Origin of the sequence: Caulobacter endophyticus (assembly GCF_003116815.1) — a bacterium.
GTDB classification, from domain to species: Bacteria; Pseudomonadota; Alphaproteobacteria; order Caulobacterales; family Caulobacteraceae; genus Caulobacter; species Caulobacter endophyticus.
This window is the reverse complement of sequence record NZ_QDKQ01000052.1, coordinates 166,199-193,099: the sequence shown is the minus strand read 5'-3', so window position 1 is coordinate 193,099 and position 26,901 is coordinate 166,199. Positions and strand designations below refer to the sequence as shown.

Here is a 26,901-nt window from a genome sequence, read left to right as displayed (position 1 = left end):
GCCGCGCGGGGGAACACGAGCGGCGCTGCAATATGTTTTTGGAGGTCTGATGTTGCACGCCTTGTCCACGCGTAAGCGTTTGCTTGCGTCCACCCTGCTCTGCGGCGTTATCGCGCCGGCCGTGGTGGCCTCGCCGGCTTTCGCGCAGGAAGCGCCTGCCGCGGTCGAGGAAATCGTCGTCACCGGTTCGCGCATCGCGCGCCCTGACCTGACCTCCAGCAGCCCCGTCGCCTCGGTCGGCGAGAAGGAGCTGCAGCAGTCGGGCGTGGTGAACACCGAAAACCTGATCAACACCCTGCCGCAGGCCGTCCCGGGCATCACCTCGACGGTCAACAACGGCAGCAACGGCACGGCCACGGTCAGCCTGCGCGGCCTCGGCTCCAACCGCACCCTGGTGCTGGTGGACGGCAAGCGCCAGACCCCGACCACCCAGGCCGGCGCCGTCGACATCAACCTGATCCCGCCGGCCCTGATCAAGCGCATCGAAGTGCTGTCGGGCGGCGGCTCGGCCGTCTACGGCTCCGACGCCATCGCCGGCGTCGTCAACTTCATCCTGAAGAACGACTTCGAGGGCCTGGAAGTGTCGGCCGGCTATCAGGCCACCGACAAGGGCGAAGCCCCGATCTATTCGGGCTCGATGACCTTCGGCGCCAACTTCGGCGGCGACAAGAAGGGCAACGTCGTCCTCAGCCTGGGCTACAACAAGCGTGAAGCGCTGACGCAGGGCGAGCGGGGCGGCATGCTCAGCACCGCCTGGGGCGAGAGCACGGTTCGCAACGGCCTCAACCCGGTCGGCCTGGTGCCGAGCGGCTCGCAATCGAACGAGCAAGGCAATATCGGCGCCTTCGTGTCGGGCCGTTTCGTCACCCTGCCGGGCGTGGCCAACTCCTCGTCGAACGCCGCCCTGCTGCTGCCGGACGGCAATGTGCGCCTCTACAGCAGCGCGACCGACACCTACAACTTCGCCCCGGTCAACTACGTCCAGACCCCGCAGGAGCGCTACTCGGTCACCTCGCTGGCCAGCTATGAGCTCAAGCCGGGCCTGACCGCCTACGCCAAGGGCAACTTCGTCAACAGCCAGGTCGTCACCCAGCTGGCGCCGACCCCGATCGGCAACCGCACCTTCCGCTTCACGCTGGACAACAACCCGTTCCTGACGACCGCCGCCAAGTCGGCGCTGAACAGCCTCGGTTCGAGCACCGCCTACACGATCCCGTCGAGCGCCTCGTGGACCGCCGGCACCTTCACCGACGTCGACAGCGACGGCGACGGCATCTACGACACCGTCACCGGCGTCTTCAACCGCCGCCTGTCGGAAGTCGGCCCGCGCGTCTCGCGCTACAACTTCAGCGCCTTCCAGATCCAGCTGGGCCTGAAGGGCGAGATCGAGGCCATCAACGGCGGCTTCGACACCTACTTCCAGTACGGCAACACCCACGGCAGCAACTCGCTGCTGGGCGACACCAGCCTGGCCCGCATCCAGCAGGCCCTGCTGCTGAACGCCTCGGGCACCGGCTGTCTTGATCCGTCGGGCGGCTGCGTGCCGATCAACCTCTTCGGCCAGGGCAACATCTCGCAAGGCGCCGCGAACTTCATCAAGACGCGAATCAACTCGTCGCAAGACTACGAGCAGCTCTATGCCGGCCTGACCTTCAACGGCGACACCGGCAACTTCTTCTCGCTGCCGGCCGGCCCGATCGGCTTCGCCGTCGGCGGCGAATATCGCGCCGAAGACTTCGCCTTCAACCCGAGCCAAGACCTGGCCACCGGCAACCTGACCGGCTTCAACGCCAGCCCGCCGGTCTCGGGCCGCTTCGACGTCTATGAAGTCTACGGCGAAATCGTCGTGCCGATCCTGAAGGACCTGCCGTTCGTCAAGGCGCTGGACCTGGAACTGGCCGGCCGTATCTCGGACTACTCCACCCAGCCGGACCCTGTTGAGACCTACAAGATCGCCGGCACCTGGAAGCCCATCGACGACCTGATGCTCCGGGTGTCGTACAACAAGGCCATCCGCGCCCCGTCGATCGGCGACCTCTACGCGCCGCAGTCGAACGGCTTCCCGACCGCGACCGACCCCTGCTCGGCTCGCGCCGCGCCGAACGCCCAGGTCCGCCAGGCCTGTATCAACTCGGGCATTCCCGCGGCCCTGGTCGGCAACCTGAACGCCAACCAGCAGACCCAGACCCTGTCGGGCGGCAACCCGAACCTGCGTCCGGAAGAGGGCAAGACCACCACGGTCGGCGTCGTCTACACGCCGTCGTTCGTCTCGGGCCTGTCGCTGACCCTCGACTACTTCAAGATCGAGGTCCGCGACGCCATCGACACCTTCGGCGGCGGCACGTCCAACCTGATGAACGTCTGCTACGGCACGCTGGTCAACGGCAACCCCAACTCGCCCTACTGCCAGGCCATCAAGCGCCTGGGCAACGGCTCGATCGACTACGTCTCGTCGATCAACGAGAACGTCGCCCTGCGCACGGTGGAAGGCATGGACATCGGCCTGACCTACCGCACCCAACTGGAAGACATCGGTCTGCCGGACTGGGGTTCGCTGTCGGTCCGTTCGCTATACACCAACACCTGGATCTACACGATCAATCCGGACGACATCTCGGCGCCGATCAAGTGCGCCGACCGCTTCGGTTCGCGCTGCTCGGGCTCGAGCGTCAACCCGCTGCCGCGCCACAAGATCAGCTCGGCCGCCAACTGGCGCTTCAAGCAGTTCGGCGTGAACCTCGTCTGGAACTACCTGGACGACATGATCGACGACAACCCGCTGAAGACCAATGCGGGGACCTTCTTTGTCGAAAAGATCGGCGCGAAGAACTACTTCGACCTGTCGGCCGACTGGGACGTGAGCGACAACGTCGCCTTCACGGCCGGCGTCAAGAACCTGACCCAGGAATCCTATCCGATCCTGGGCGGCAACGCCTCGCCGTCGAACAGCGGCTATCCGGCCGTCTACGACGTGCTGGGCCGCGTGTTCTTCCTGAACGCGCGCCTGCGCTACTGATCGCAAGCGGCGCGCTCCGAAAGGGGCGCGCCGACCTTGGTCCTTCGAAAGCCGGCGGCCTCGCGGTCGCCGGCTTTCGTTCGGGGCCTAGCCGCGCCTGCTGGCGGCGTCGGCGAGATAGAGCTCCAGGTTGGTGTAGCCAGAGCCGCCCCTGGCCAGGGCCGGGCCGTCGGCGGGGGTGTTCGGATCCAGGCCACGGGCCTTCTCCCAGGCGTCGGGCATGCCGTCGCCGTCGCTGTCCCTGGCGGGCTTGCCGGCGGGGAGGGCGGGCCAGCCGCCGACGTCCTTCTGGCTGTTGATCGTCGCGCCGGTGCGGTCGCGCACTCCGGCCACGATGCGGGCGTCGACGCTGTCGCGGAACACCGAGGCGCCGGCGCCGGCCAGCACGCGCTCATAGGCCTTGCCGGCCGGCTCGGGCGCCACCGTCCCGACCTCGATCGGCGCGGCCTGGCGATAGCCGGCGGGCTCGGGGATGGTGAAGGTCACCAGGCTCCACGGATCGGCGGGGACCGCGCCGGCCATGCTGTTGCCGGCGAAATAGGCCCGGGCTAGCGTGTTGCTTTCTTGGAACGCCACCGGCTTGCCGCTCTGCGGGCCGGGGACGTAGGCGTTGTCGACGAAGTTGTAGGCGACCATCGCCGCCTTGTCGGCGTCGTAGCCGGCATGGCCCTTGCCCCAGTTGTAGAAGACGTTGGAGCGGAAATCGAAGAAAGCCCCGACCGGGTCCTTGTCGACGCCGTCGTAGTTGCCGGGGCGGGGCATGCGGGCCATGTGGCTGGCCCACAGATTGTGATGGAAGCTGGCCTTGGAGCCCTTGCCGCCGCGGATCAGGCTGCCGTAGCCGTGGTCGCCCTTGGCGTGCAGCGAACGGGCCATGGATTCGGCGATGATCGACCACTGGACGGTGAGGTCGAAGAAGCCCTGGCCTTCCTCGCCGTAGCGGGCCGAGGCCGACAGGGTCTCGTCCACCGACCAACTGGCCGAGACGTGGTCGAGGATGATCCGCCGGCCGTTGTTGATCCAGATGGCGTCGCTTTCGGTCTTGCTCTCGTCGCCCAGGCGCGAGCGGATGAAGCGGATGACCACGTCGTCGGCCGAGACGACCAGGGTATGGTCGCGCAGGGTGATCCCGCCGCCCGGCGCGGTCTGGCCGGCGATGGTGATGCGAGGCTCGCTGATCTTCAGGTCCGACTTCAGCTGGATCGTGCCGGCTACGTCGAAGACCACGGTGCGCGGGCCCTTGGCCTCGACGGCGGCGCGCAGCGAGCCGGGACCGGAATCCTCCAGGTTGACGACCCTGATCACCGCGCCGCCGCGTCCGCCTTGCGAGAACCGACCCGCGCCCTCGGCGCCGGGAAAGGCCAAGGTCTGGCCCGAAGTCTGGCCCGAAGTCTGGGCCGACGCCTGGGCGGCGAGGGCGCAGAGGGCGATGGCGGCGGCGCCGGCCAGCAGGCGGCGCGGACGAAGGCGGTTCATATGCGGTCTCTCCCCGAGGTCGGCGAGCGTCGGGCGCGCATCGTCCGGATGACGCGACCCTGCCCGTGGGATCGAGAAATGTCCACCGGTGTCATTTTGCGGTCCGGCGTGACGCATCGTGACGGTAACCTTACAAAGGCAGGGGATTTGCTTCGCCCGTGATCAATTCCTGCTCGATATTCGGGCGAAAGCAGCGAGTGCGTTGCGGCATGACGCCGACAGGCGAAGTTTTCTTCCGAAAATGGGCGGTCGAACCTGACGCTGGTGTCAACCTTACCGGAGTGCCGTCGATTCGCGTCCCGGGGGGGGAAGCATCCCATGTCCGCCGAAGAAGCCAGCCTCCGACCGGAGCGCATCCTCGATCTCTCCGAACGCCTGAGCATCGTGGCGGGCCAGAAGATCGGCGAGATCTCGACCGTCAATCGCGCGGCCAAGATGCTGGCCATCAACGCCCTGATCGTGGCGGCCCGGGCGGGCGAGGCCGGCCGGGGGTTCGCCATCGTCGCCGAGGAGTTCAAGAAGATCTCCACCCAGATCGACGAGGTGGCCGGGGCCCTGGAAAGCCAGGTGCGCGCCGATCTCGACGAGCTGACGGCGATCGGCGGGGCGATCCTGTCGCACCTGCGCGGCCAGCGGCTGGCGGACCTGGCGCTGAACGCCATCGAGATCATCGACCGCAATCTCTATGAGCGCACCTGCGACGTGCGCTGGTGGGCGACCGACAGCGCTGTTGTCGACTGCGCCATGGCCCCCTCTCGCGAGGCGGCCGACTACGCCAGCCAGCGGCTGCGGGTGATCCTGGACGCCTACACCGTCTATCTGGACCTGTGGATCTGCGACGCGGCCGGGCGGGTGATCGCCAGCGGCCGGCCCGACAGGTATCGCGGCGTGCAGGGCGCGTCGGTCGCCAATGCCAGCTGGTTCCAGGAGGCCCTGTGCACCAAGAGCGGCGATGATTTCGCGGTGGCCGACATCGCCCGTCAGCGTCTGCTCGACGAGGCGCCCGTGGCCACCTACGCCACGGCGATCCGCGAGGGCGGCCAGGCGCGGGGCAAGGTGATCGGCGTGCTGGGCGTTCATTTCGACTGGCGTCCCCAGGCCCAGGCGATCGTCGACGGCGTGCGGATGACCGACGAGGAAAAGAGCCGCTCGCGCGTGCTGCTGCTCGACCAGAACCATCGGATCCTGGCGGCCTCGGACGGGCAGGGCGTGCTGACCGAAAGCTTCAAGCTCGACACCTCGCATGGGACCATGGGCAGCTATGCGGAAGGCGACCGTACGATCGGCTACGCCCTGACGCCGGGCTACGAGACCTACAAGGGCCTGGGCTGGTACGGCTGCCTGGTGCAGCGCCAGGCGGTGGATGCGCCGCTGCCCGTGGCGGCCGAACGGGCTGTGAGCAATGTGCTGCGGCTGAAGGCGTAGCCACGATGCTCTGTAACTAGGAACCTCCCCCAGGGGGCGGGTCTACTCCACCGCGGCCAGCACCTTGCGGATCGTCTCGACGATCTGGTCGATCTGGCTTTCCTCGATGATCAGCGGCGGGGAGAGGGCGATGATGTCGCCGGTGACGCGGACCAGCAGGCCCTGGTCGAAGGCGGCTTCAAAGGCTTCCATCGCCCGGGCCGTGGGAGCGCCGGGGCGGGGCGAAAGCTCGATGCCGGCGATCAGGCCGAAGTCGCGGATGTCGATGACGTGGCGGGCGCCGCGGAGGGAATGGACGGCCGTGCGCCAGTAGGGCTCCAGCGCCAGGGCCCGCTCGAACAGGCCCTCGCCCTGGTAGATCTCCAGCGTCGCCAGGCCCGCCGCGCAGGCCAGCGGATGCCCTGAATAGGTGTAGCCGTGGAAGAGTTCGATGGGCGCGTCGGCGCCGTCGAGCATGGTCTCGTAGATGGCGGCGCTGGCGGCCACCGCGCCGGCCGGCACGGCGGCGTTGGTCAGGCCCTTGGCCATGCACAGCAGGTCGGGCGTGACGCCGAAGCGGTCGGCGGCGAAGGCGGCGCCGATGCGGCCAAAGCCCGTGATCACCTCGTCGAAGATCAAGAGGATGTCGTGCCTGTCGCAGATCGTCCGCAGCTTCTGCAGGTAGCCCTCGGGCGGCACCAGCACGCCGGTCGAGCCGGCGACGGGCTCGACGATGACGGCGGCGATGTTGGAGGCGTCGTGCAGGGCGACGATGCGCTCCAGATCGTCGGCCAGGTGCGCGCCGTGCCGGGGAATGCCCTGGCTGAACAGGTTCCCGGCCAGGCCATGGGTGTGGGGCAGGTGGTCGACGCCGGTGAGCAAACTGCCGAAGTACATGCGGTTCTTGGGAATGCCGCCCACCGAGATGCCGCCGAAGCCGACGCCGTGATAGCCGCGCTCGCGGCCGATCAGCCGGGTCTTGGTCCCCTTGCCGCGGGCGCGGTGATAGGCCAGCGCAATCTTCAGGGCGGTGTCGACCGACTCCGAGCCGCTGTTGGTGAAGAAGATCCGGTCCAGGCCCTTCGGCGTCACCTGCGCCAGGCGCGAGGCGAACGCGAAGGCCAGCGGGTGGCCGAGATTGAAGCTCGGCGCATAGTCCAGTTCGCCGGCCTGTTTGCGGATCGCCTCGGTGATCTGCTCGCGCCCGTGGCCGGCGTTGACGCACCACAGGCCCGAGGTGGCGTCGAGGATCTGCCGTCCTTCGGGCGTCTGGTAGTGCATCCCGTGGGCGCTGCCGAGCAGGCGCGGATTGGCCTTGAAACGCCGGTTGGGCGTGAACGGCATCCAGTAGGCGTCGAGGTCGTTGGCGCCGAAATCGGGCATGTGACGCTCCGGGTTGGGACCTTGCATTGTGATCGCAATTATCGGCTAGCTGGCAACCCCTGGATTGAGCCGGAGCGAAGAGGGGACATGGTCGAGCCGAAAGCGCGCCGTTCCCTGGCCGATTCCACGGCGGTGCATGACCAGGTCTATGACTCGATCCGGCAGGCGTTGATCACCGGCAAGATCGCCCCGGGGGTGGGGGTGTCCTTGCGCAGCCTGGCGGCCGAGCTGGGAGTGTCGCCGATGCCGGTGCGCGACGCCGTGCGCCGGCTGGCGGCCGAGCGCGCCCTGGCCATCAATCCGGCCAACAAGCGCCTGTCCGTGCCCTCCCTGACCGCCGAGCGCCTGGAGCAGCTGGAGCTGGCCCGGCGCTGGGTCGAGCCGGAACTGGCCGCTCGCGCAGCGCCCAGGGCCGACGAGGCCCTGGTGCGCCGGCTGAAGGCCATCGATCTTGATCTGGAAGAGGCCCTGCGGGTGGGCGACGTCGATGGCTACATGGTGGCCAACCACGCCTTCCACTTCGCCATCTACGAGCGGGCCGGGGCGGAGGTGCTGCTGGCCATGGCCGGGGGGCTGTGGCTGCAGATCGGGCCGTTCATGCGGGTGGTGTTCGGTCGGGTGGGCACCGGCAGCCTGCCGGCCGACCGCCATGCGCAGGCCATGGACGCCCTGAAGGCCCGCGACGCCGAGGGCGCCCGCCGGGCCATCGCCGCTGACCTTGCAGAAGGCATGGACAAGATGCGCGCGGCGGTCGAGGCCGGCGCCGGCTTGACAGCCGCTTCGGCGGGACAAACTGTGATCACAATTCCATGAGGTAGGGCGTGAGCATTCCCGCATCCATCTCCGAACAGCGCCAGCGCCTGGCCCTTCCCGGCAAGGCGGTGATCGACGGCGCGCTGGCGAGTGCGACCTCGGGCGGAACCTTCGACAATGTCGGGCCGCGCGACGGGGCGGTGCTGAACCAGGTGGCCGCCTGCGACGTCGCCGACGTCGAGCGCGCCGTGGCCGCCGCCCGCGCCGCCTTCGAGGACGGCCGCTGGCGCGACCTGCATCCGCGCCAGAAGAAGAAGGTGCTGTTTCGGCTGGCCGAGCTGATGGAGCGCGACGCCGAGGACCTGGCCCTGCTGGAGAGCCTGGATGTCGGCAAGCCGATCCGCGATGCGCGGGCCGTCGACGTGCCGCTCGCGATCAACACCACCCGCTGGTACGCCGAGGCCCTGGACAAGGTCTATGGCGAGGTCGGCGCCTCGCCGGCCGATCGGCTGAGCTTCGCCACTCACGAGCCGCTGGGGGTGATCGGGGCCATCGTGCCGTGGAATTTCCCGCTGCACATGGCGATGTGGAAGGTCGCGCCGGCCCTGGCGATGGGCAATTGCGTGGTGCTGAAGCCCGCCGAGCAGTCGCCGCTGACGGCGCTGAAGCTGGGGGAGCTGGCCCTCGAAGCCGGGCTGCCGCCGGGCGTGCTGAACGTGGTCCCGGGCTTCGGGGCGATCGCCGGCCAGGCCCTGGCGCGGTCGATGGACGTCGACATGATCGCCTTCACCGGCTCGGGCGCCACCGGCCGGCGGCTGATGGAATATGCGGCCCAGAGCAACCTCAAGCGCGTGTCGCTGGAGCTGGGCGGCAAGTCGCCCCAGATCGTCTTCGCCGACTGCCCCGACCTGGATGCGGCCGCCCAGGCCGCCGCCTGGGGCGTGTTCTATAACCAGGGCGAGGTCTGCACGGCCGCTTCGCGCCTGCTGGTCGAGGCCCAGGTCAAGGACGAGTTCCTGGAGAAGGTGGTTGCGGTGGCGCGCACCATCCAGGTCGGTGATCCGCTGGATCCCGAGACGGGCTTTGGGGCCATGGTCAGCGAGCGGCAGATGCAGACCGCGCTGGACTATATCGACAAGGCCCGCGAGGAAGGCGGCGGGCCGGTGCTGGGCGGGTCGCAGGTGCGCGTCGAGACCGGCGGCTTCTATGTGGAGCCGACCATTTTTGACGGCGTGCGGCCCTCGCACAAACTGGCCAGGGAAGAAGTGTTCGGACCTGTCCTGGGCGTGATGAGCTTCACAGGCGAGGACGAGGCCTTCGCCCTGGCCAACGACACGGTCTACGGCCTGGCCGCCGGCCTGTGGACCAGCGACATAAACCGCGGCCTGAAAGGGGCGCGGAAGCTGAAGGCCGGATTGGTCTGGGTCAATGGCTGGGACGCCTGCGACATCACCATGCCGTTCGGGGGCTTCAAGCAGTCGGGCTTCGGCCGTGACCGCAGCCTTCATGCGTTGCACAAGTACGCCGACCTGAAGTCGGTGTCCGTAACGCTGAGGTAGCCTGTGATGACCCTGAATCTCGTTGAAACCGAAGCCTTCATCGACGGCCTCTGGATCGAGGGCGAGGCGACCTTCGAGGTGACCAATCCGGCCGACGGGACGGTGATCGCCCAGGTCGCCGACCTGGGCGCCGGCGAGACGCGGGTGGCCATCGAGGCCGCCCACCGGGCCTTCCCGGCCTGGGCGGGCAAGACGGCCAAGGAGCGTGGCGCGATCCTGAGGAAGTGGAGCGACCTGATGCTCGCCCACGCCGAAGACCTGGCCCGGCTGATGACGGCCGAGCAGGGCAAGCCGCTGGCGGAGGCCAGGGGCGAGGTGGCCTATGGCGCCAGCTTCATCGACTGGTTCGCCGAGGAGGCCAAGCGCGGCTACGGCCATACCATCCCGACGCCCGATCGCAGCAAGCGCCTGGCCTCGATCAAGCAGCCGATCGGGGTGTGCGCGGCCATCGCGCCGTGGAACTTCCCCATCGCCATGATCACCCGCAAGGTCGGCCCGGCCCTTGCGGCCGGCTGCACCGTGGTGGTCAAGCCGGCCGCGGAGACCCCGCTGTGCGCCCTGGCCATCGCGCGCCTGGCCATCGAGGCGGGCGTGCCGGCCGGCGTGCTCAACGTCGTCACCGGCACGGACGCCAGCGCCATCGGCAAGGCCCTGTGCGAGGACGGTCGGGTGCGCAAGCTGTCGTTCACCGGCTCCACCCCGGTGGGCAAGGTGCTCTACGGCCAGTGCGCCGGCACGATGAAGAAGCTTTCCCTGGAACTGGGCGGCAACGCGCCCTTCGTAGTCTTCGACGACGCCGACCTGGAGGCCGCGGTCGATGGGGCGATCGCCAGCAAGTATCGCAACACCGGCCAGACCTGCGTCTGCGCCAACCGCCTGATCGTGCAGGCCGGCATCCACGACGCGTTCGTGGCGCGCCTCTCCGAAAAGGTCGCGGCGATGAAGGTCGGCCCGGGTGCGGGCGAGGGCGTGGTGATCGGCCCGCTGATCAACGACAAGGCCATCGTCAAGGTCGAGGCCCTGGTGCGCGAGGCGGTGGAGGCCGGGGCGCGGGTCGAGGTCGGCGGCGCGCGTCACGACATGGGCGGCCTGTTCTACCAGCCGACGGTGCTTAGCGGCGCGACGGCGGACATGCGCCTGTTCAACGAGGAGATCTTCGGGCCGGTCGCGCCGATCGTGAAGTTCGAGACCGAGGACGAGGCGATCAGCCTCGCCAACGCTACGCCGTTCGGCCTGGCGGCCTACTTCTACAGCCGCGACGTCGGCCGCTGCTGGCGCGTGGCCGAGGCCATCGAGGCCGGCATGGTCGGGATCAACGAAGGCCTGATCTCGACCGAGGTCGCCCCGTTCGGCGGGGTCAAGGAGTCGGGCCTGGGCCGCGAGGGCTCGTCCGAGGGTCTCGATGAGTATTTCGAAACCAAGTACCTGTGCTTTGGCGGGGTGGTATGAGGTCGTCGCACATATACCCGCTCCCTTCCCCCTTGATGGGGGAAGGGCTGGGGATGGGGGTGGAAGCGGTTCAGCTTCGTTGTCCTTCGTCGCCTGGGCGCAGCTATTCGACGCCGCATAGCGGACAGGGCGGGGTCACCCCCATCCCTGACCCTTCCCCCATCAAGGGGGAAGGGAAAAGAAGGGCGTCGGCATGATCGCCGAACTCTCCCGCCCTTCGACCCTCGCCGACCTGATCGCCGCCGAGCGCGAGCGGTTCCTGGCCGAGCATCCGCGCAGCGTGGCGATGGCCAAGGCGGCCTCGGCCGTCTGGCGGGGCGGGGTTCCGATGCACTGGATGGGAGACTGGGCCTGCCCCAGCCCGATCTTCGCCGCCCAGGGCGTTGGGGCGCAGGTCACCGACATCGACGGCCAACTCTATGACGACTTCTGCCTGGGCGACACGCCGTCGATGTTCGGCCATGGCGAGCCTTCCGTGGCCGCCGCCGTCGCCGACCAGGCCAGGCGCGGGGCGGGGTTCATGCTGCCCACCGCCTCGGCGGTGATCGTCGGCAAGCTCTTGGCCGAGCGGTTCGGCCTGCCGCTGTGGCAGGCGGCGACCACGGCCAGCGACGCCAACCGCGCGGCGATCCGCTGGGCGCGGGCGGTGACGCGGCGGCCGGTCGTGCTGGTGTTCGACGGCTGCTATCACGGCATGGTCGAGGACGCCTTCGTGGTGCTGAAGGATGGCCAGCCTTCGATGAAGCCCGGCCTGCTGGGCCAGGTGCAGGACCTGACGGCGACCACCCGCGTCGTGCCGTTCAACGACCTTGCGGCCCTGGAAGCGGCCCTGGCTCCGGGAGACGTCGCCGCCGTGCTGGCCGAGCCGGTGATGACCAACTGCGGGATGATCCTGCCCGAACCCGGTTTCCACGACGCTTTGCGCCGCCTGACCCGCGAGACCGGAACCCTGCTGGTCATCGACGAGACCCACACCATCTCGACTGGTCCCGGCGGCTATACGAAAGCGCATGGGCTGGAGCCGGACATCTTCGTGCTGGGCAAGGCGGTGGCCGGCGGCGTGCCGGCCGCCATCTGGGGCGTGACGGCGGCGCTGTCGGCGCGGATGGACGAGGCGCAGGCGCGCATCGGTCCCGGCCAGTCGGGGATCGGCACGACGCTGTCGGGCAATGCGCTGGCCATGGCGGCCATGCGGGCCATGCTGTCGGAAGTCATGACCGAGGCGGCTTACGCCAGGATGCTGGCCGGGGCGCAGCGGCTGGTGGCGGGGCTGGAGGGCGTCATCGAAGCCCACGGCCTTGCGTGGTCGGTCGTTCATGTCGGGGCGCGGGTGGAGCTGGTCTTCGCCGACCCGCCGCCGCGCGACGCCGCCGCGATGCGGAAAATTCTGGACCAGGATGCCGTGGAAGCGCTGCATCTGTGGCTGATCAACCGAGGGGTGCTGATCGCGCCCTTCCACAACATGATGCTGGTCTCGCCCGTCACCGAGGATGCGGCGGTCGATCGGCTGGTCGCGGCGGTGGATGCGTTCGCCGTGGCCGTCGGGGAGGTGGAATGACGTGTTTTCACTTTCCCTCCCCCTTTGATGGGGGAGGGGCAGGGGTGGGGGTGACGCCGTCGGCGGGCCTTGGCTCGGCTTCGCTGCATCCTGAACCGCCCCAGTCACCCCCATCCCCGACCCTTCCCCCATCAAGGGGGAAGGGGGAGTGCTCCCGATGACCGCCGTCGCCGATCCGCAGGAATGCCGCGACTTCCTGGCCGCCAACCCGCAGGTGAAGTACGTCGAGGTGTTCTTCACCTCGATGACCGGGGTGCCGCGAGGCAAGCGGCTGCGGGTGCACGAGCTGCAGGCGATCTATGACTACGGCCGGTTCCTGCCGGGCTCGATCCTGGTGGTCGACACCGTGGGCGCCGACTGCGAGGAGACGGGCCTGGTCTGGGAGGACGGCGACGCCGACCGCCGCGCGCGGCCCGTGCCGGGGACCCTCACCCTGGCGCCGTGGCTGGGTCCCGACGTCGCCCAGGTGATGCTGTCGCTGTACGAGCTGGACGGGACGCCCAACGACCTGGACCCGCGCCATGTGTTGCAACGGGTGCTCGACCGCTACGCCGCCGACGGCCTGACGCCGGTCGCGGCCTGCGAGCTGGAATACTACCTCGTCGACATCGAGCGCGGCCCCGGCGGCGAGCTGATGCCCGCCAGGTCGGTGTTGACCGGCCAGCGGCCCACCGGCATCCAAGTCTACGGCCTGCCTGAGCTGGAGGCCAACGCGCCGTTCCTGCGCGAGCTGTGGGATACCGCCGACGTGCTGGGCGTGCCGCTGGAAGGCGCGATCTCGGAATTCGCCCCGGCCCAGGTGGAGCTGACGCTCAAGCACAAGCCCGATGCGCTGCGGGCCGCCGACGATGCGGTGCTCTACAAGCGCGCCGCAAAGGGGGTGGCCCTGCGGCACGGCTGCGAGGCGACCTTCATGGCCAAGCCCTGGGCCGACAAGGCGGGCAACGGCTTCCACGTGCATGTCAGCTTCAACGACGCAGGCGGAAACAACCTGTGCGCCTCCGAGGATCCCGAAGGCTCGGAGCTGCTCAGGCACGCCATCGGCGGCATGAAGGCGCTGCTGGGCGAGGGCATGGCGATCCTGGCGCCCAACGCCAACAGCTATCGCCGCTTCAAGGCCAATTCCTACGCGCCCGTCGCCCCGACCTGGGGCGTCAACAACCGCACGGTTTCCCTGCGCGTGCCGGCGGGGCCTGCGCCGACGCGGCACGTGGAGCACCGCGTGGCCGGGGCCGACGGCAATCCGTACCTGGTGATGGCCACGCTGCTGGCTGCCGCCCACCACGGCATCAAGAACAGGATAGATCCGGGCCCGGCGGTGGTCGGCGACGGCTATGCCGCCGCGGCCAGGGAGAACGTGCGCCTGCCGTCCAACTGGTTCGCCGCCGTCGACCTGTTCGAGAAGTCCGACGTGCTGGCCGACTACCTCGGCGAGCGGTTCGTGAAGATGTTCGTGTCGGTGAAGCGCACCGAGCAGGCGCGGTTCTTCGAGGTGGTCGGGCAGCTCGACTATGACTGGTATCTGCGCAACGCCTGACGGCATGGCGCTGGGAATAAGCTTTGGGTTGAACCGGCGGCGGGGAAGGGGCCTCGTCCGCTTCATGCGAACGAAAGAGGGAGTTTCGAGGCCATGAGCACCAACCACTTCCGGGGGGCCTCGCGCCGCTCGCTGCTGACCGCGTTCGGCGCGGCGGCCATCGGCCTGTCGTTCACCGCCTGCGGCGAGAAATCCGCGCCGGCCGAGGGCGGCGAGGAGGCCAAGCTCAACTTCTACAACTGGGACACCTATATCGGCGAAACCACGCTTGGCGACTTCAAGAAGGCCAGCGGCGTCGACGTGAACATGAGCCTGTTCGCGACCAACGACGAACTGTTCGCCAAGCTGAAGGCGGGCAATCCCGGCTTTGACGTGATCGTGCCGTCCAACGAGTTCGTCACCCGCATGGCCCAGGCCGGCATGCTGGAGCCGCTGGACCACGCCAAGGTCCCGAACATCAAGAACATCGATCCCTCCTTCCTGAACCCGGACTTCGACCCGGGTCGGAAGTTCTCGCTGCCCTACACCTGGCTGCTGCTGGGCATCGGCTATCGCAAGAGCAAGGTCAAAGGCGTGCCCGACAGCTGGAAGCAGCTGTTCGACAGCAACCAGTACGCCGGCAAGATCGCCCTGCTGTCGGAAAGCGCTGACCTGGTGCGCCTGGCGGCCAAGTATCTGGGCCACTCGGTCAACGACATCCCGGCCGACATGCTGCCGCGGATCGAGCAGATGCTGATCAAGCAGAAGCCGTTCGTTAAGGCCTTCCACGACGACAACGGCCAGGACCTCCTGCTGTCGGGCGAGGTGGACCTGGTGCTGGAGTACAACGGCGACATCGCCCAGGCGATGAAGGACGACGACGACATCGACTTCGTCGTGCCCAAGGAAGGCTCGCTGATCAATTCGGACTGCCTGTGCATTCCGAAAGGCGCGCCGCGTCCCAACAACGCCCACAAGTTCATCAACTACCTGCTGGACGCCCAGGCCGGCGCCGAGATCAGCAAGACGATCCTCTATCCGACGCCCAACGCGGCGGCCAAGGCGCTGATGCCGGACGACTACAAGAACAACCCGGTGATCTTCCCGTCCGCCGCCATCATGGCCAAGTGCGAATACGGGGCGTTCGAGGGGGCGGAGAAAGCCAGCCTCTACGAGGAGATCATCACCCGCGTGCGGGCGGCGTAAGCGCGCCGTGGTCTCCCTTCCCCCTTGATGGGGGAAGGGCTGGGGATGGGGGTGTCCGCGGCGTTGGCCGTCATCCCCGTCCGTGTTCGTCCTGACAGGCTGTCACCCCCAACCCCGACCCTTCCCCCATCAAGGGGGGAGGGGGAGCTCCGGACAAATGGAACAGAGCTGGAAGAAGGCCAAGGCGGTGTTCGCCGCCGCGCTGGGACCGCCGCTGGTCTGGCTGGTGGTGTTCTTCGTCGCGCCGATGGCGATCGTCTGGGCCTACAGCTTCGGCCACAACGTCGGGCTGACCGAGATCTCGTTCACCGGCACGATCGCCAACTACGCCCGGGCGCTGGAGCCGCTTTACCTGAAGATCTTCGTCAAGTCGGCCTGGGTGGCGGCGCTGACCACGGCGCTGTGCCTGGTGATCGGCTTCCCGGTGGCGCTGGCCATCACCTTCGCGTCGCAGAAGGCCAAGACCTGGCTGCTGCTGCTGGTCATGTTGCCGTTCTGGACCAACCTCCTGATCCGCACCTACGCGCTGATCGCGGTGCTGCGCACCGAGGGCTACGTCAACCAGACCTTCGAGTGGTTCTGGAACCTGGGCGCCAAGGTCGCGCCGCTCGGCGCCTACCAGCCGCTGGAGCTGCTGCACAACAACTTCGCGGTTATCCTGGGCCTCGTCTACGTGCACCTGCCGTTCATGGTGCTGCCGCTCTATTCGGCGCTGGACCGGCTGGACAAGTCGTTGCTTGAAGCCAGCCTCGACCTCGGCGCCGGGCACCTGCGCACCCTGTTCCGCATCGTCGTGCCGCTGGCCCTGCCGGGCATCGCCTCGGGCGTGCTGATCACCTTCATCCCGGCGCTGGGCGCGTACCTCACGCCCGACCTGCTGGGCGGTCCCGACAGCCAGATGATCGCCAACGTCATCGAGCGCCAGTTCAAGCGGGCCAACGACTGGCCGTTCGGCGCGGCCCTGTCGTTCCTGCTGATGTACCTGACCTTCATCGCCATCGCCGTGCAGGCGCTTCTGTCGAAGGGCCGCAAGAAGGAGGGCGTGGGATGACCAAGCGCGCTCCGCCCGGCCCCCTGGAGTACCTGCGCCGCTGGCCGATCCGGCTATGGTTGCTGGCGGTGGGCGTGTTCCTCTACGCGCCGCTGATCGCCCTGATGGCCTTCAGCTTCAACGACAGCCGGCGCAACATCGTCTGGAAGGGCTTCACGCTCAAATATTACGAGAAGGCCTTCAACAACGACGGCCTGATCGAGGCCTTCGCCAACAGCCTGACGATCGCGGCGGTCTCGACCCTGCTGAGCGTGGTGCTGGGGGCGATGGTGGCCCTGGCCCTGTGGCGGTTCCGGTTTTCGGGCAAGACGGTGGTGGACGGGGCGCTGGCCCTGCCGATCGTTGTGCCCGAGATCTGCATGGGCGTGGGCATGCTGGTGTTCTTCGCCAAGGTGCTGCCCTGGCCGCAGGGCCTGGTCTGGCCGCTGAATCTCGGGGCCATCATCATCGCTCACGTGACCTTCTCGTTCCCGTTCGTGGCTGTGGTGGTGAGGGCCAGGATGGCCAGCTTCAACCGCGAACTGGAGGAGGCCGCGCGCGACCTCGGAGCCGGCGAGTTCCGCACCATCAGGGACGTGATCCTGCCGCACATGACCCCGTCGCTTGTAGCGGGCGCCTTGCTGGCCTTCACGCTGAGTCTCGACGACTTCGTCATCACCTTCTTCACGGCGGGCCCGGACACCGTGACCTTCCCGGTGAAGGTCTATTCGATGGTGCGCTTCTCGGTGACGCCCGAGGTCAACGCGGCCTCGACCATCCTGATCGTGCTGACCGTGATCCTGACCGCCGTGGCGCTGAAGCTGCAGGGCGACCCGGCCGCGACTGCCGGGGCGCATGGGGGGGACAAGGCATGAGGCTCACCGTTCTGGAACCTCCCCCCGTGGGGGAGGCGGCCGAAGGCCGGCGGGGGGACGTTTTCAGCTTCCGCGGTGTCGGAAGGTTCGCAGCCACGCCCCCCACCGATCGCCGCGCGATCGCCTCCCCCAGAGGGGGAGGTTCCTCGCGAGCCGAGGAGCCCAGGCCACCGACGTTTTCGGGGGAAATGACCAAGTGACCGAAGCCAAACCCATCATCACCTTCGAGAACGTCACCAAGCGCTTCGGCAAGCTGGCGGCGGTCGACAATGTGTCGCTGAGCATCAGGGAGGGCGAGTTCTTCGCGCTGCTGGGACCATCGGGCTGCGGCAAGACCACCTTGCTGCGGATGCTGGCCGGGTTCGAGACGCCGACGGAAGGTCGGATCCTGATCGACGGCCAGGACATATCCAATGTTCCCCCCAACAAGCGGCCGGTGAACATGGTGTTCCAGTCCTACGCCGTGTTCCCGCACATGACCGTGGCCGACAACGTCGCCTACGGCCTGAAGGTCGACCGGGTGGGCAAGGCCGAGCGCGACCGCCGGGTGGAGGAGGCGCTGGCGCTGGTGCAGCTGGGCGGACTTGGCGAGCGCAAGCCTGACCAGCTGTCGGGCGGGCAAAGGCAGCGCGTGGCCCTGGCGCGGGCGCTGGTGAAACGGCCGCGCGTGCTGTTGCTCGACGAGCCGCTTTCGGCCCTGGACGCCAAGCTGCGCGAGCAGATGCGCACCGAGCTATGCACCCTGCAGGAGAAGGTGGGCATCACCTTCATCATGGTCACCCACGACCAAGACGAGGCCCTGGCGCTGGCGACGCGCTGCGCGGTGATGAGCAAGGGCGTGCTGCAGCAGGTGGCCGCGCCCAACGACCTCTACGAGTTTCCAGGCAGCCGCTTCGTGGCCGATTTCATCGGCAGCGTGAACCTGTTCGAGGGCGTGCTGGCGGTGGACGAGCCGAGCCACGCGGTGATCCGCTCGCCGGGCCTGCCGACCGACATCTTCCTCGACCATGGCGTGACCGGCCCGCGCGGCGGCACGGTGTGGGCGGCGATCCGGCCCGAGAAGATCGAACTGCACAAGCGCCCCGACGACGGCGAGCCGCCGAACATGGGCGACGCGCCCAAGGGCGCCAACGCGGTGGCCGGCGTGATCAGGCACGAGGCCTATCTGGGCGGGGTGTCGACCTACGAGGTGGAGATAGAGGGGGGGCGCCGGGTGAAGGTGCAGCGCTCCAACCTGACCCGCTGGGACCAGGAGGACTTCCGGCTGGGCGAGGCGGTGTGGATCGCCTGGCACGCGTGCTCGCCGGCGGTGCTGCTGTCGTGAAACCGCTCGCACATTTCCCCTCCCCCTCGATGGGAGAGGGGCAGGGGTGGGGGTGACTGCGGCGGTTCGGCCCGCGCCATGACCTGACACGCGTTCACCCCCATCCCCCGACCCTTCCCTCATCAAAGGGGGAAGGGGAAAAACAAAGATCGTCCAGGAGTTCGCACACATGACCGCCCCCCTCCGCAATCACGACATCGCCGAGCTCAAGCGTCTGGACCTGGCCCACCACCTGCCGGCCCAGGCCGACCACAAGGTCATCGCCGAGCAGGGCGGCAGCCGGATCATCACCCGCGCCGAAGGGGTCTATATCCACGACGGCGAGGGCCATCAGATCCTCGACGGCATGGCCGGGCTTTGGTGCGTGAATGTCGGCTATGGGCGCGAGGAGCTGGCCAAGGCCGCCTACGACCAGATGCTGGAGCTGCCGTACTACAACACCTTCTTCAAGACGGCCTCGCCGCCGCCGATCCAGCTGGCGGCCAAGATCGCCCAGAAAATGGGCGGGCATCTTTCCCACGTCTTCTACAATTCGTCGGGATCGGAGGCCAACGACACGGTCTTCCGCCTGGTGCGCCACTACTGGAAGCTTAAAGGCGAGCCCAGCCGCACCGTCTTCATCAGTCGCTGGAACGCCTATCACGGCTCGACCGTGGCCGGGGTGTCGCTGGGCGGCATGAAGCACATGCACCGCCAAGGCGACCTGCCGATCGCCGGGGTCGAGCACGTGATGCAGCCCTATCATTTCGGCGACGGCTTCGGCGAGGATCCGGTCGCCTTCCGCGACCGGGCGGTGCAGGCCATCGAGGACAAGATCCTGGAGGTCGGTCCCGAGAATGTCGCGGCCTTCATCGGCGAGCCGGTGCAGGGGGCGGGAGGGGTGATCATCCCGCCGGACGGCTACTGGCCGGCGGTCGAGGCCCTGTGCCGCAAGTACGGCATCCTGCTGGTCTGCGACGAGGTGATCTGCGGCTTCGGGCGGTTGGGCCAGTGGTTCGGCCACCAGCACTACGGCGTCAAGCCCGACCTGATCGCCATGGCCAAGGGCCTGTCGTCCGGCTACTTGCCGATCAGCGCCGTGGGCGTGGCCGACCACATCGTCGCCGAACTGCGCGAGAAGGGCGGCGACTTCATCCACGGCTTCACCTATTCCGGCCATCCGACCGCGGCGGCCGTGGCGCTGAAGAACATCGAGATCATGGAGCGCGAGGGCCTGGTCGAGCGCACCCGCGAGGAGACCGGCCCCTATCTGGCGCAGGCGCTGGCGAGCCTGAACGACCATCCGCTGGTCGGCGAAGTGCGCTCGCTGGGCCTGATCGGCGCGGTCGAGATCGTGCGCGAGAAGGGCACGAACCATCGCTTTCTCGACAAGGAGGGCGAGGCCGGGCCGATCGTGCGGGACCTGTGCATCAGGAACGGCCTGATGGTGCGCGCCATCCGCGACAGCATCGTCTGCTGCCCGCCGCTGATCATCACCAAGGCCCAGATCGACGAACTGGTGGGGATCATCAGGAAGTCGCTCGACGAGGCCGAGCCGGTGCTGCGGGCGCTGAAGCCGAAGGAAGAGGAGTGAACGTCGGTATCGCTGTGAAACTGTGATACTGTGAGATTATGAAAAACATCACAGTCTCGATCGACGAAGAGACCTATCGGCGCGCCCGCATCAAGGCCGCCGAGCAGGACACTTCCGTATCGGCCATGGTGCGCAGGTTCCTGGTCGAGGTGGCTCAGGACGAGAGCGAGTTCGAGCGGCTGAAGCGGCGCGAGGCGGAGATCCGGGCGCAGATCAAGGATTTCTCCGCCAGCGATCGCCTGCCTCGCGATGAGCTCTACGATCGCAAGTTCTGATGCCGGTCTTTTTCGACACGAACATCCTGCTCTATGCAGTCAGTCCGCTCGCGCATGAGGCCGCCAAGCGCGAGCGGGCGCTCCAACTGCTGGACCGGCAGGACGGGACACTGTCCGTGCAGGTGCTGCAGGAGTTTTACGTGCAGGCCACACGGGCTTCCCGCTCGAGCCGCATAACACATGATCAAGCGCAGGGGCTGGTTGAAGCCTGGACCCGCTTCAAGGTGCAGGACAATACCCTGGCCGTGTTGCTCTCGGCCCTGGAGATCAAGGCGCGCTACGGCTTTTCCTATTGGGACAGCGCCGTTATCGCCGCGGCCCGCGCCGCCGGCTGCACCGAACTTTTCACCGAGGATCTCTCGCACGGCCAGGTCGTCGAGGGCGTCCGCATCATCAACCCGTTCCACTAGCCCAAACTTCAGCAAGCGCGAGGAGCGCCCTCATGAAGCCCAAGCACAAGAAGAACCACGACGGTCCGAAGATCACCCGGGGGGTCAAGACGCTGGACGAGGCCCAGGCCTGGTTCCGCAGCCAGAACATCGAGGAGATCGAGTGCGTCGTGCCGGATCTCGCCGGCGTTGCGCGCGGCAAGATCATGCCGGTGCGCAAGTTCCTGGGGACCCCGTCGATGAACCTGCCGCTGGCGGTGTTCTACCAGACCATCACCGGCGACTTCCCGCAGTTCGAGGGGGCGGTGAACGCGGTGCAGTCCGACACCGACATCTTCCTGACCCCCGACTTCGCCACCCTGGCCGCCGTGCCTTGGGCGCAGGATCCGACGGCCCAGGTGATCCACGACGCCTTCCACCCGGACGGACGGCCGGTGGAGGAGAGCCCCCGCCAGGTGCTGCGCCGGGTGCTGTCGCTCTATCGCGAAAAGGGCTGGAGCCCGATCGTGGCCCCAGAGATCGAGTTCTATCTCGTCGAGAAGAACATCGACTGGGACTACCCGCTGAAGCCGCCAGTGGGCCGATCGGGGCGTCCCGAGAGCGGCCGCCAGGGCTATTCGATCAGCGCGGTCAACGAGTTCGACGCCTTGTTCGAGGACATGTACGAATATTCCGAGCGCCAGGGCCTGGAGATCGACACCCTGATCCACGAGAGCGGGGTGGCGCAGATGGAGATCAACCTGCGCCACGGCACGCCGCTGGAGCTGGCCGACCAGGTGTTCATGATGAAGCGCACCATCCGCGAGGCGGCGATGGAGCACGACATCTACGCCACCTTCATGGCCAAGCCGATGGCCGGCGAGCCGGGCAGCGCCATGCACGTGCACCAGTCGATCCTGACCGAGGACGGCGACAACCTGTTCTCGGATCCCAAGACCGGCGAGGCGACGCCGTCCTTCTACGCCTTCATCGCGGGGCAGCAGCGCTACCTGCCGGCGATCATGGCCATCCTCGCGCCCTACGTGAACAGCTATCGCCGCATCGCCCGCGACAGCGGCGCGCCGGTCAACACCCAGTGGGGCTACGACAACCGCACCTGCGGCCTGCGCGTGCCGCCATCGGATCCGGCCAACCGCCGCGTAGAGAACCGCATCCCGTCTTCGGACGCCAACCCGTACCTGGCCATCGCCGCCGTGCTGGCCTGCGGCTATCTGGGCATGACCCAGAACCTGGCGCCCACCGCGCCGGTGGAGATCGACGCCAGCGCCAGGGGCATCGAGCTGCCGCGCAGCCTGCTGGAGTCGGTGACCCTGTTCGAGGAGGCCAAGGCGCTGTCAGACATCCTGGGCGGCACCTTCTGCACCGCCTACGCCCGGGTCAAGCAGGCCGAGTACGAGACCTTCATGCGCACCATCAGTCCGTGGGAGCGGGAGTTCCTGCTGCTGAATGTTTAGGGCCATGCAGCCCTCCCCCCATCAAGAGGGAAGGGAGATGAGCAACACCGGCCACCCCGCCACCTCCTGGTACGCAGCCACCGCGACGCCGTTCGGCCCGCTGCCCGCCCTGGACGGCGAGGTGACGACCGACGTCTGCGTGGTGGGCGCCGGCTACACCGGCCTGGGCGCGGCGCTGGAGCTGGCCTCGCGCGGCGTGTCGGTCGTGGTGCTGGAGGCAGCCCAGGTCGGCTCGGGCGCTTCGGGGCGCAACGGCGGCCAAGTGCACATGGGCCAGCGCAACGACCAGGCCTGGCTGGAGAAGGCCGTCGGCCGCGACGACGCCATGGCGCTATGGAAGATGTCGCTGGACGCCCGCTCGCACTTGTCGGCGGTGATCGCCGAGCACGCCATCGCCTGCGACTTCACCCCGGGCATGATCCACGCCCGCCACAAGCCGGGAGGCGAGGGCGAGGATCTCGACCACATCGCGTTCATGGCCGCTCGCTACGGCTATCACGAACTGGAGCCGATCGAGGAAGACGCCCTGAGCGAGGAACTGGGCACGGGGGTCTATCATGGCGGGGTGCGCGACAACGGCGGCGGCCACCTGCATCCGCTGAACCTGGCCCACGGGCTGGCGCGGGCGGCGCTCTCGAAGGGCGCGGTGGTCCATGAGCGCAGTCGGGCTCGGGAGTGGCGGCGCGAGGGCGGCCGCATCGTGGTCGAGACGGCCGCCGGCCGGGTGATTTGCGACCAGCTGATCCTGACCGGCGACGGCTATCTGGACGAACTGGCCGGCGGGCAGGCCCGCGCCCGGGTGATGCCGATCAACAACTTCGTGCTGGCCACCGAACCCCTGGGCGAGCGGGCGGAGACGATCATTCGCTCGAACGCCGCCGTGGCCGACAGCCGCTTCGTGGTGAACTACTTCCGCAAGAGCCCGGACGGCCGGCTGCTGTTCGGCGGCGGCGAGAACTACCGGCCGGGTTTCCCAGCGGATCTGCCCGGTTTCGTGCGCCGACACATGCTGAAGGTCTATCCCGACCTGGCCGACGTGAAGGTGACCCACGCCTGGGGCGGGACCCTGGGGATCACCGTGCACCGCTCGCCCTATGTTCGCGAACTGGCGCCGGGGGTGCGGACGGCGGCCGGCTATTCGGGGCAGGGGGTGATGCTGGCGCCGTGGTTCGGCAAGCTCCTAGCCGACGCAGCCCTGGGCGACACGGGCGGGGTGGAGCTGCTGTCGCGCCTGCCGACCCCGCCGTTCCCGGGCGGCCGGCTGCTGCGCTGGCCGCTGACGGTGGCGGGGCTGTCCTGGTACGCCCTGCGCGACCGGCTTTAGCTAGAGCGCCCTGGTGCGGGCGCGCACCGACAGGCAGTAGCCGATCGTCACCGCCAGCCCCGCGAGGATCGCGCCGCTGCCGCCGATCACCGCGACCCGGGGCGAAGCGAACGCCCAGAGACCGGCATAGACGAGGCCGCTCAGGGCCAGCGACCAGCCGCCCACCCGGTTGACGCGGCGGCCCCAGTCGCTGGGCACGAAGCGCTTGGGCATCCGGTTGCCGAACCAGGCGACCATCAGGCCGATGGCGCCCATGACCAGCCGGTTGACGGTGTCGGTGTCGATGTAGCCCAGCTTGCGGGCGAGGCTGGCGGCCAGCGCCAGGACGACGATGCCGAGGCCCCAGGCCAGATCGGCGATCACTTCCTTCTTCATTCCGTAACCTCCTGCTTGGACGTCGAGGCTTGCCCGCCGACGCCGAACGAGTGGACGAAGCCCAGCAGCGCTTCTTCGAGCACCGAGAGCTTCAGGTGGTAGATCACCGACTTGCCGGCCTTCTCAGCGTGAACCAGGTCGGCCTCCCTCAGCACCGCGAAGTGCGCCGACATGGTCGGCTTGGAGACGTCGAACTGATCGCTGATCTCGCCGGCGCTGAGCGGCCCCTGGCGAAGGAGCTGCAGCACGCGGCGGCGCGTGGGATCGGAAAGGGCCTTAAACACCTGGCTCATGATGAGATGATTAGCTAATCGTCGAAATGAGTCAAGCGGTGGTTGGCTTCCACCCGTGCGCCGCGCTAACACCCCCTCATGGCGCGAACCAAGCTGAACCCGGAATTCGAGATCGAAGTCGACGGCGAGACCTATGTCTGGCGGTTGCAACGTACGCCGCACTGGTCGAAGGACCCGACGGAGCGGCACGGCATGGCCATCGCCGTCCACCACAAGGAGGGCAAGCGCGAGGTCGTGATCGAGTTTCCGCCCGGCGAGCAGCCCCGCTACGGCGCACCGCAACTGAAGACCGAGCAGGTGCCCAGGAAGCTGGTGGCGACCGCCATCGCCTCGGCCGTGGCGGCCGGCTGGGAGCCCTGGTCGCGCGGCAAGCCGGTGATCATCGCCGTCGACGAGGCCGGGGGCTGAGGGGGCGGGGGGTGTAATCCTTGTCCGCCCTTCTGGGCCTTGTGCCCCGGGATCCATCGTTCCGCCGCCCAAACCTTTCATGTTCGGCGACGTCTGAGCCGTGTCCGACATGGGCCCTCGCCACGAGGGCGAGGGAGGCGGCTTTTATCGGCATGCTGCGCATCCTTGCCGAGTGGGAGCGCCAGCCCGATTGACACCCGCCCACCGCCGTTCTCCGATGCCCGGCGTAACGAGCGTCGCGGGGTGAGATGCAGGGGCAGGTTTCGGAGCCGACGGGCAGTCTGGCCGACGCGCTGGGGCATGCGATGCGGCTGCTGTCGCGCGATCCGGATCTGGCGCGCGAGCAGGCCCTGGCCATTCTCGAAGCCGTTCCGCGGCATCCCGGCGCGACCATGATCCTGGCCGCCGCGCTGCGGCTGTCGGGCGATGCGGCCGCCGCCCTGCCGGTGATCGATCCCCTGTCGCGGGCTCTGCCCAATGCGCCGGACGTACAGCTGGAGCACGGTCTCGTACTGCTGGACCTTGGGCGCACCCAGGAGGCCGTGGCGGCGCTGCGGCGGGCGACGGCTTTGGACCCGAATCTCGGCGAGGCCTGGCGGGCGCTGTCGGTCGGGCTGACGGTGCTGGGCGACATGGTCGGGGCCCAGGCGGCTGGCGACAGGCAGGTGCGGGCCTCGGTGCGCGAGCCGGCGCTGATCGCAGCGGCCTCGGCCCTGGTCGAGGGCAGGCTGCCCGAAGCCGAGCACGGCCTGCGGGCCTATCTGAAGACGCAGCCCGACGAGCCGGCGGCCTTAAGGATGCTGGCCGAGGTGGCCGCGCGCCTGGGCCGCTACGAGGACGCCGAGCGGATCCTGACCCAAACCCTGGCCTTCGCGCCCGGCTTCACGGCCGCGCGGCACAACCTGGCGACCTTGCTCTATCGTCAGAACAAGACGCTGGAGGCGCTGGAGCAGCTTGACCTGCTGCAGGCGGCCGATCCGCGCCATCCGGCCTACGCCAACCTGCGCGCCGCCGCCCTGGTGCGGATCGGCGAGTACGAGGCGGCGACGGCGATCTATCGCGACGTGCTGGCGCGCCATCCGCACCAGCCCAAGGGCTGGATGAGCTATGGCCATGCGCTCAAGACTCTGGGCCGCCGGGCCGAGTGCGAGGCCGCTTATCGCAAGGCGGTCGAGCAGGCGCCGATGCTGGGCGAAGCCTGGTGGAGTCTCGCCAACCTCAAGACCCTGCGGTTCTCGGACGACGATTTCGCGGTGATGGAGGGCCAGTTGGCGGGCGAGGAGGCGGCCGACGAGGACCGCCTGCACCTGCACTACGCACTGGGCAAGGCGCTGGAGGACGCCGGGGCGTACGAGGCCTCATTCGAGCACTACGCCAGGGGCGCGGCGCTGCGTCGGGCGCAGATCCGCTATGACGCCGACGAGACCACGGCCCACGCGACCCGCAGCAAGGCCTTGTTCACGCCCGCCTTCTTCGCCGAGCGCAAGGGGTGGGGCGCGGCGGCGCCCGATCCGATCTTCGTTGTCGGCCTGCCGCGTTCGGGCTCGACCCTGATCGAGCAGATCCTGGCCAGCCACTCGCAGGTCGAGGGGACGATGGAGCTGCCCGACGTCATCGCCATCGCCAAGCGGCTGGGCGGGCGGCGCGGGGAGGGGCTCTATCCCGAAGCGCTGGCCGGGCTGGACGCCGACGTCCTGCGAGCACTGGGCGAGGAGTACCTCGAGCGCACGCGGGTGCAGCGCAAGACCGACCGACCGTTCTTCATCGACAAGATGCCCAACAACTTCGCCCACGCCGGGCTGATCCATCTGATGCTGCCCAACGCCAGGATCATCGACGCGCGGCGCCATCCGCTGGGCTGCTGCTTCTCGGGCTTCAAGCAGCACTTCGCGCGCGGCCAGACCTTCAGCTACGGCCTTCAGGACATCGGGCGCTACTACGCCGACTACGTGGACCTGATGGCCCATTTCGACGCCGTGCTGCCGGGGCGCGTGCACCGGGTGATCTACGAGGAGATGGTCGAGGATCCGGAAGGCCAGATCCGCCGGTTGCTGGATCATTGCGGCCTGCCGTTCGAGGCGGCGTGCCTGGATTTCCACCAGAACGACCGCGCCGTGCGCACCGCGAGCTCCGAGCAGGTGCGCCAGCCGATTTTCCGCGACGGGGTCGACCAGTGGCGCAACTATGAGCCGTGGCTGGACCCGCTGAAGGCGGCGCTCGGCCCTGTTCTGGCCGCCTACCCGGCCGCGCCTGTTATTTGA

The 26,901-nt window shown here is 68.3% G+C and carries 22 protein-coding genes; 18 read left to right on the top strand and 4 right to left on the bottom strand.

Annotated features, from left to right (window positions below):
- The first annotated feature begins 49 nt into the window (after window positions 1-49).
- Complete coding sequence (locus tag DDF67_RS14520; RefSeq protein ID WP_109101568.1) at window positions 50-3,016, top strand: TonB-dependent receptor plug domain-containing protein; 2,967 nt, start codon at window positions 50-52, stop codon at window positions 3,014-3,016.
- Between the two features lie 87 nt (window positions 3,017-3,103).
- Here the strand turns inward: DDF67_RS14520 and DDF67_RS14515 are convergent, their stop codons facing one another.
- Window positions 3,104-4,492 carry a pectate lyase gene (locus tag DDF67_RS14515; RefSeq protein WP_199229241.1) on the bottom strand — a complete coding sequence of 463 codons (1,389 nt, stop codon included), beginning with the start codon at window positions 4,490-4,492 and terminating at the stop codon, window positions 3,104-3,106.
- 318 nt (window positions 4,493-4,810) lie between these two features.
- Between DDF67_RS14515 and DDF67_RS14510 the strand changes: the two genes are divergently transcribed.
- Window positions 4,811-5,917 carry a methyl-accepting chemotaxis protein gene (locus DDF67_RS14510; protein ID WP_109101567.1) on the top strand — a complete coding sequence of 369 codons (1,107 nt, stop codon included), beginning with the start codon at window positions 4,811-4,813 and terminating at the stop codon, window positions 5,915-5,917.
- A 42-nt stretch (window positions 5,918-5,959) separates the two neighbouring features.
- Here DDF67_RS14510 and DDF67_RS14505 read toward each other — a convergent pair whose 3' ends face one another.
- On the bottom strand, window positions 5,960-7,279 hold the full coding sequence (locus tag DDF67_RS14505) for an aspartate aminotransferase family protein (RefSeq protein WP_109101566.1): 1,320 nt from the start codon (window positions 7,277-7,279) through the stop codon (window positions 5,960-5,962).
- Between the two features lie 87 nt (window positions 7,280-7,366).
- Here DDF67_RS14505 and DDF67_RS14500 point away from each other — a divergent pair, with 87 nt between their 5' ends.
- From DDF67_RS14500 to DDF67_RS14435, 14 genes are all read left to right on the top strand, one after another.
- Complete coding sequence (locus DDF67_RS14500; protein WP_109101565.1) at window positions 7,367-8,092, top strand: GntR family transcriptional regulator; 726 nt, start codon at window positions 7,367-7,369, stop codon at window positions 8,090-8,092.
- A gap of 8 nt (window positions 8,093-8,100) precedes the next feature.
- On the top strand, window positions 8,101-9,591 hold the full coding sequence (locus tag DDF67_RS14495; RefSeq protein ID WP_109101564.1) for an aldehyde dehydrogenase: 1,491 nt from the start codon (window positions 8,101-8,103) through the stop codon (window positions 9,589-9,591).
- 6 nt (window positions 9,592-9,597) lie between these two features.
- Window positions 9,598-11,040, top strand: coding sequence for an NAD-dependent succinate-semialdehyde dehydrogenase (locus tag DDF67_RS14490; RefSeq protein ID WP_109101563.1), 1,443 nt, complete (start codon window positions 9,598-9,600; stop codon window positions 11,038-11,040).
- 193 nt (window positions 11,041-11,233) lie between these two features.
- The gene (locus DDF67_RS14485; protein WP_109101562.1) at window positions 11,234-12,598 is read left to right on the top strand and encodes an aspartate aminotransferase family protein; all 1,365 of its coding nucleotides are present in this window, start codon (window positions 11,234-11,236) and stop codon (window positions 12,596-12,598) included.
- Window positions 12,599-12,755: 157 nt separating this feature from the next.
- Window positions 12,756-14,135 (top strand): glutamine synthetase family protein, encoded by a 1,380-nt coding sequence (locus DDF67_RS14480; protein WP_109101561.1) that lies wholly within the window; start codon window positions 12,756-12,758, stop codon window positions 14,133-14,135.
- Window positions 14,136-14,228: 93 nt separating this feature from the next.
- Window positions 14,229-15,320: an ABC transporter substrate-binding protein gene (locus DDF67_RS14475; RefSeq protein ID WP_109101560.1), complete on the top strand. Its 1,092-nt coding sequence runs from the start codon at window positions 14,229-14,231 to the stop codon at window positions 15,318-15,320.
- Between the two features lie 157 nt (window positions 15,321-15,477).
- On the top strand, window positions 15,478-16,371 hold the full coding sequence (locus tag DDF67_RS14470; RefSeq protein WP_109101559.1) for an ABC transporter permease: 894 nt from the start codon (window positions 15,478-15,480) through the stop codon (window positions 16,369-16,371).
- Window positions 16,368-17,225: an ABC transporter permease gene (locus DDF67_RS14465; RefSeq protein ID WP_109101558.1), complete on the top strand. Its 858-nt coding sequence runs from the start codon at window positions 16,368-16,370 to the stop codon at window positions 17,223-17,225. Before DDF67_RS14470 ends, DDF67_RS14465 begins: the two co-directional genes overlap by 4 nt.
- A gap of 196 nt (window positions 17,226-17,421) precedes the next feature.
- Window positions 17,422-18,549 (top strand): ABC transporter ATP-binding protein, encoded by a 1,128-nt coding sequence (locus DDF67_RS14460; protein ID WP_109101557.1) that lies wholly within the window; start codon window positions 17,422-17,424, stop codon window positions 18,547-18,549.
- A 169-nt stretch (window positions 18,550-18,718) separates the two neighbouring features.
- Window positions 18,719-20,122: an aspartate aminotransferase family protein gene (locus DDF67_RS14455; RefSeq protein ID WP_109101556.1), complete on the top strand. Its 1,404-nt coding sequence runs from the start codon at window positions 18,719-18,721 to the stop codon at window positions 20,120-20,122.
- A 38-nt stretch (window positions 20,123-20,160) separates the two neighbouring features.
- The gene (locus DDF67_RS14450; RefSeq protein WP_109101555.1) at window positions 20,161-20,397 is read left to right on the top strand and encodes a DUF6364 family protein; all 237 of its coding nucleotides are present in this window, start codon (window positions 20,161-20,163) and stop codon (window positions 20,395-20,397) included.
- Window positions 20,397-20,807, top strand: coding sequence for a PIN domain-containing protein (locus DDF67_RS14445; protein WP_109101554.1), 411 nt, complete (start codon window positions 20,397-20,399; stop codon window positions 20,805-20,807). Before DDF67_RS14450 ends, DDF67_RS14445 begins: the two co-directional genes overlap by 1 nt.
- A gap of 32 nt (window positions 20,808-20,839) precedes the next feature.
- On the top strand, window positions 20,840-22,240 hold the full coding sequence (locus DDF67_RS14440; protein ID WP_109101553.1) for a glutamine synthetase family protein: 1,401 nt from the start codon (window positions 20,840-20,842) through the stop codon (window positions 22,238-22,240).
- Between the two features lie 37 nt (window positions 22,241-22,277).
- Complete coding sequence (locus tag DDF67_RS14435) at window positions 22,278-23,564, top strand: NAD(P)/FAD-dependent oxidoreductase (protein ID WP_109101552.1); 1,287 nt, start codon at window positions 22,278-22,280, stop codon at window positions 23,562-23,564.
- Here DDF67_RS14435 and DDF67_RS14430 read toward each other — a convergent pair whose 3' ends face one another.
- Together DDF67_RS14430 and DDF67_RS14425 are read right to left on the bottom strand one after the other, a co-directional pair.
- Window positions 23,565-23,939 carry an SdpI family protein gene (locus tag DDF67_RS14430; protein ID WP_199229240.1) on the bottom strand — a complete coding sequence of 125 codons (375 nt, stop codon included), beginning with the start codon at window positions 23,937-23,939 and terminating at the stop codon, window positions 23,565-23,567.
- A complete protein-coding gene (locus tag DDF67_RS14425) occupies window positions 23,936-24,232 on the bottom strand; it encodes an autorepressor SdpR family transcription factor (RefSeq protein ID WP_109101551.1) in 297 nt (98 codons plus the stop codon). The genes DDF67_RS14430 and DDF67_RS14425 overlap by 4 nt, the downstream gene beginning before the upstream one ends.
- Before the next feature lie 78 nt (window positions 24,233-24,310).
- Between DDF67_RS14425 and DDF67_RS14420 the strand changes: the two genes are divergently transcribed.
- Both DDF67_RS14420 and DDF67_RS14415 read left to right on the top strand, forming a co-directional pair.
- On the top strand, window positions 24,311-24,640 hold the full coding sequence (locus DDF67_RS14420; protein ID WP_109101550.1) for a hypothetical protein: 330 nt from the start codon (window positions 24,311-24,313) through the stop codon (window positions 24,638-24,640).
- A gap of 248 nt (window positions 24,641-24,888) precedes the next feature.
- Window positions 24,889-26,901, top strand: coding sequence for a tetratricopeptide repeat-containing sulfotransferase family protein (locus DDF67_RS14415; RefSeq protein WP_109101549.1), 2,013 nt, complete (start codon window positions 24,889-24,891; stop codon window positions 26,899-26,901).

Excerpts from the sequence above, each read along its gene's own strand:
- DDF67_RS14520 (WP_109101568.1), top strand. The coding sequence starts at position 50 with ATGTTGCACGCCTTGTCCACGCGTAAGCGTTTGCTTGCGTCCACCCTG.
- DDF67_RS14515 (WP_199229241.1), bottom strand. The coding sequence starts at position 4,492 with ATGAACCGCCTTCGTCCGCGCCGCCTGCTGGCCGGCGCCGCCGCCATC.
- DDF67_RS14510 (WP_109101567.1), top strand. The coding sequence starts at position 4,811 with ATGTCCGCCGAAGAAGCCAGCCTCCGACCGGAGCGCATCCTCGATCTC.
- DDF67_RS14505 (WP_109101566.1), bottom strand. The coding sequence starts at position 7,279 with ATGCCCGATTTCGGCGCCAACGACCTCGACGCCTACTGGATGCCGTTC.
- DDF67_RS14500 (WP_109101565.1), top strand. The coding sequence starts at position 7,367 with ATGGTCGAGCCGAAAGCGCGCCGTTCCCTGGCCGATTCCACGGCGGTG.
- DDF67_RS14490 (WP_109101563.1), top strand. The coding sequence starts at position 9,598 with ATGACCCTGAATCTCGTTGAAACCGAAGCCTTCATCGACGGCCTCTGG.
- DDF67_RS14485 (WP_109101562.1), top strand. The coding sequence starts at position 11,234 with ATGATCGCCGAACTCTCCCGCCCTTCGACCCTCGCCGACCTGATCGCC.
- DDF67_RS14480 (WP_109101561.1), top strand. The coding sequence starts at position 12,756 with ATGACCGCCGTCGCCGATCCGCAGGAATGCCGCGACTTCCTGGCCGCC.
- DDF67_RS14475 (WP_109101560.1), top strand. The coding sequence starts at position 14,229 with ATGAGCACCAACCACTTCCGGGGGGCCTCGCGCCGCTCGCTGCTGACC.
- DDF67_RS14470 (WP_109101559.1), top strand. The coding sequence starts at position 15,478 with ATGGAACAGAGCTGGAAGAAGGCCAAGGCGGTGTTCGCCGCCGCGCTG.
- DDF67_RS14465 (WP_109101558.1), top strand. The coding sequence starts at position 16,368 with ATGACCAAGCGCGCTCCGCCCGGCCCCCTGGAGTACCTGCGCCGCTGG.
- DDF67_RS14455 (WP_109101556.1), top strand. The coding sequence starts at position 18,719 with ATGACCGCCCCCCTCCGCAATCACGACATCGCCGAGCTCAAGCGTCTG.
- DDF67_RS14450 (WP_109101555.1), top strand. The coding sequence starts at position 20,161 with ATGAAAAACATCACAGTCTCGATCGACGAAGAGACCTATCGGCGCGCC.
- DDF67_RS14445 (WP_109101554.1), top strand. The coding sequence starts at position 20,397 with ATGCCGGTCTTTTTCGACACGAACATCCTGCTCTATGCAGTCAGTCCG.
- DDF67_RS14440 (WP_109101553.1), top strand. The coding sequence starts at position 20,840 with ATGAAGCCCAAGCACAAGAAGAACCACGACGGTCCGAAGATCACCCGG.
- DDF67_RS14435 (WP_109101552.1), top strand. The coding sequence starts at position 22,278 with ATGAGCAACACCGGCCACCCCGCCACCTCCTGGTACGCAGCCACCGCG.
- DDF67_RS14430 (WP_199229240.1), bottom strand. The coding sequence starts at position 23,939 with ATGAAGAAGGAAGTGATCGCCGATCTGGCCTGGGGCCTCGGCATCGTC.
- DDF67_RS14425 (WP_109101551.1), bottom strand. The coding sequence starts at position 24,232 with ATGAGCCAGGTGTTTAAGGCCCTTTCCGATCCCACGCGCCGCCGCGTG.
- DDF67_RS14420 (WP_109101550.1), top strand. The coding sequence starts at position 24,311 with ATGGCGCGAACCAAGCTGAACCCGGAATTCGAGATCGAAGTCGACGGC.
- DDF67_RS14415 (WP_109101549.1), top strand. The coding sequence starts at position 24,889 with ATGCAGGGGCAGGTTTCGGAGCCGACGGGCAGTCTGGCCGACGCGCTG.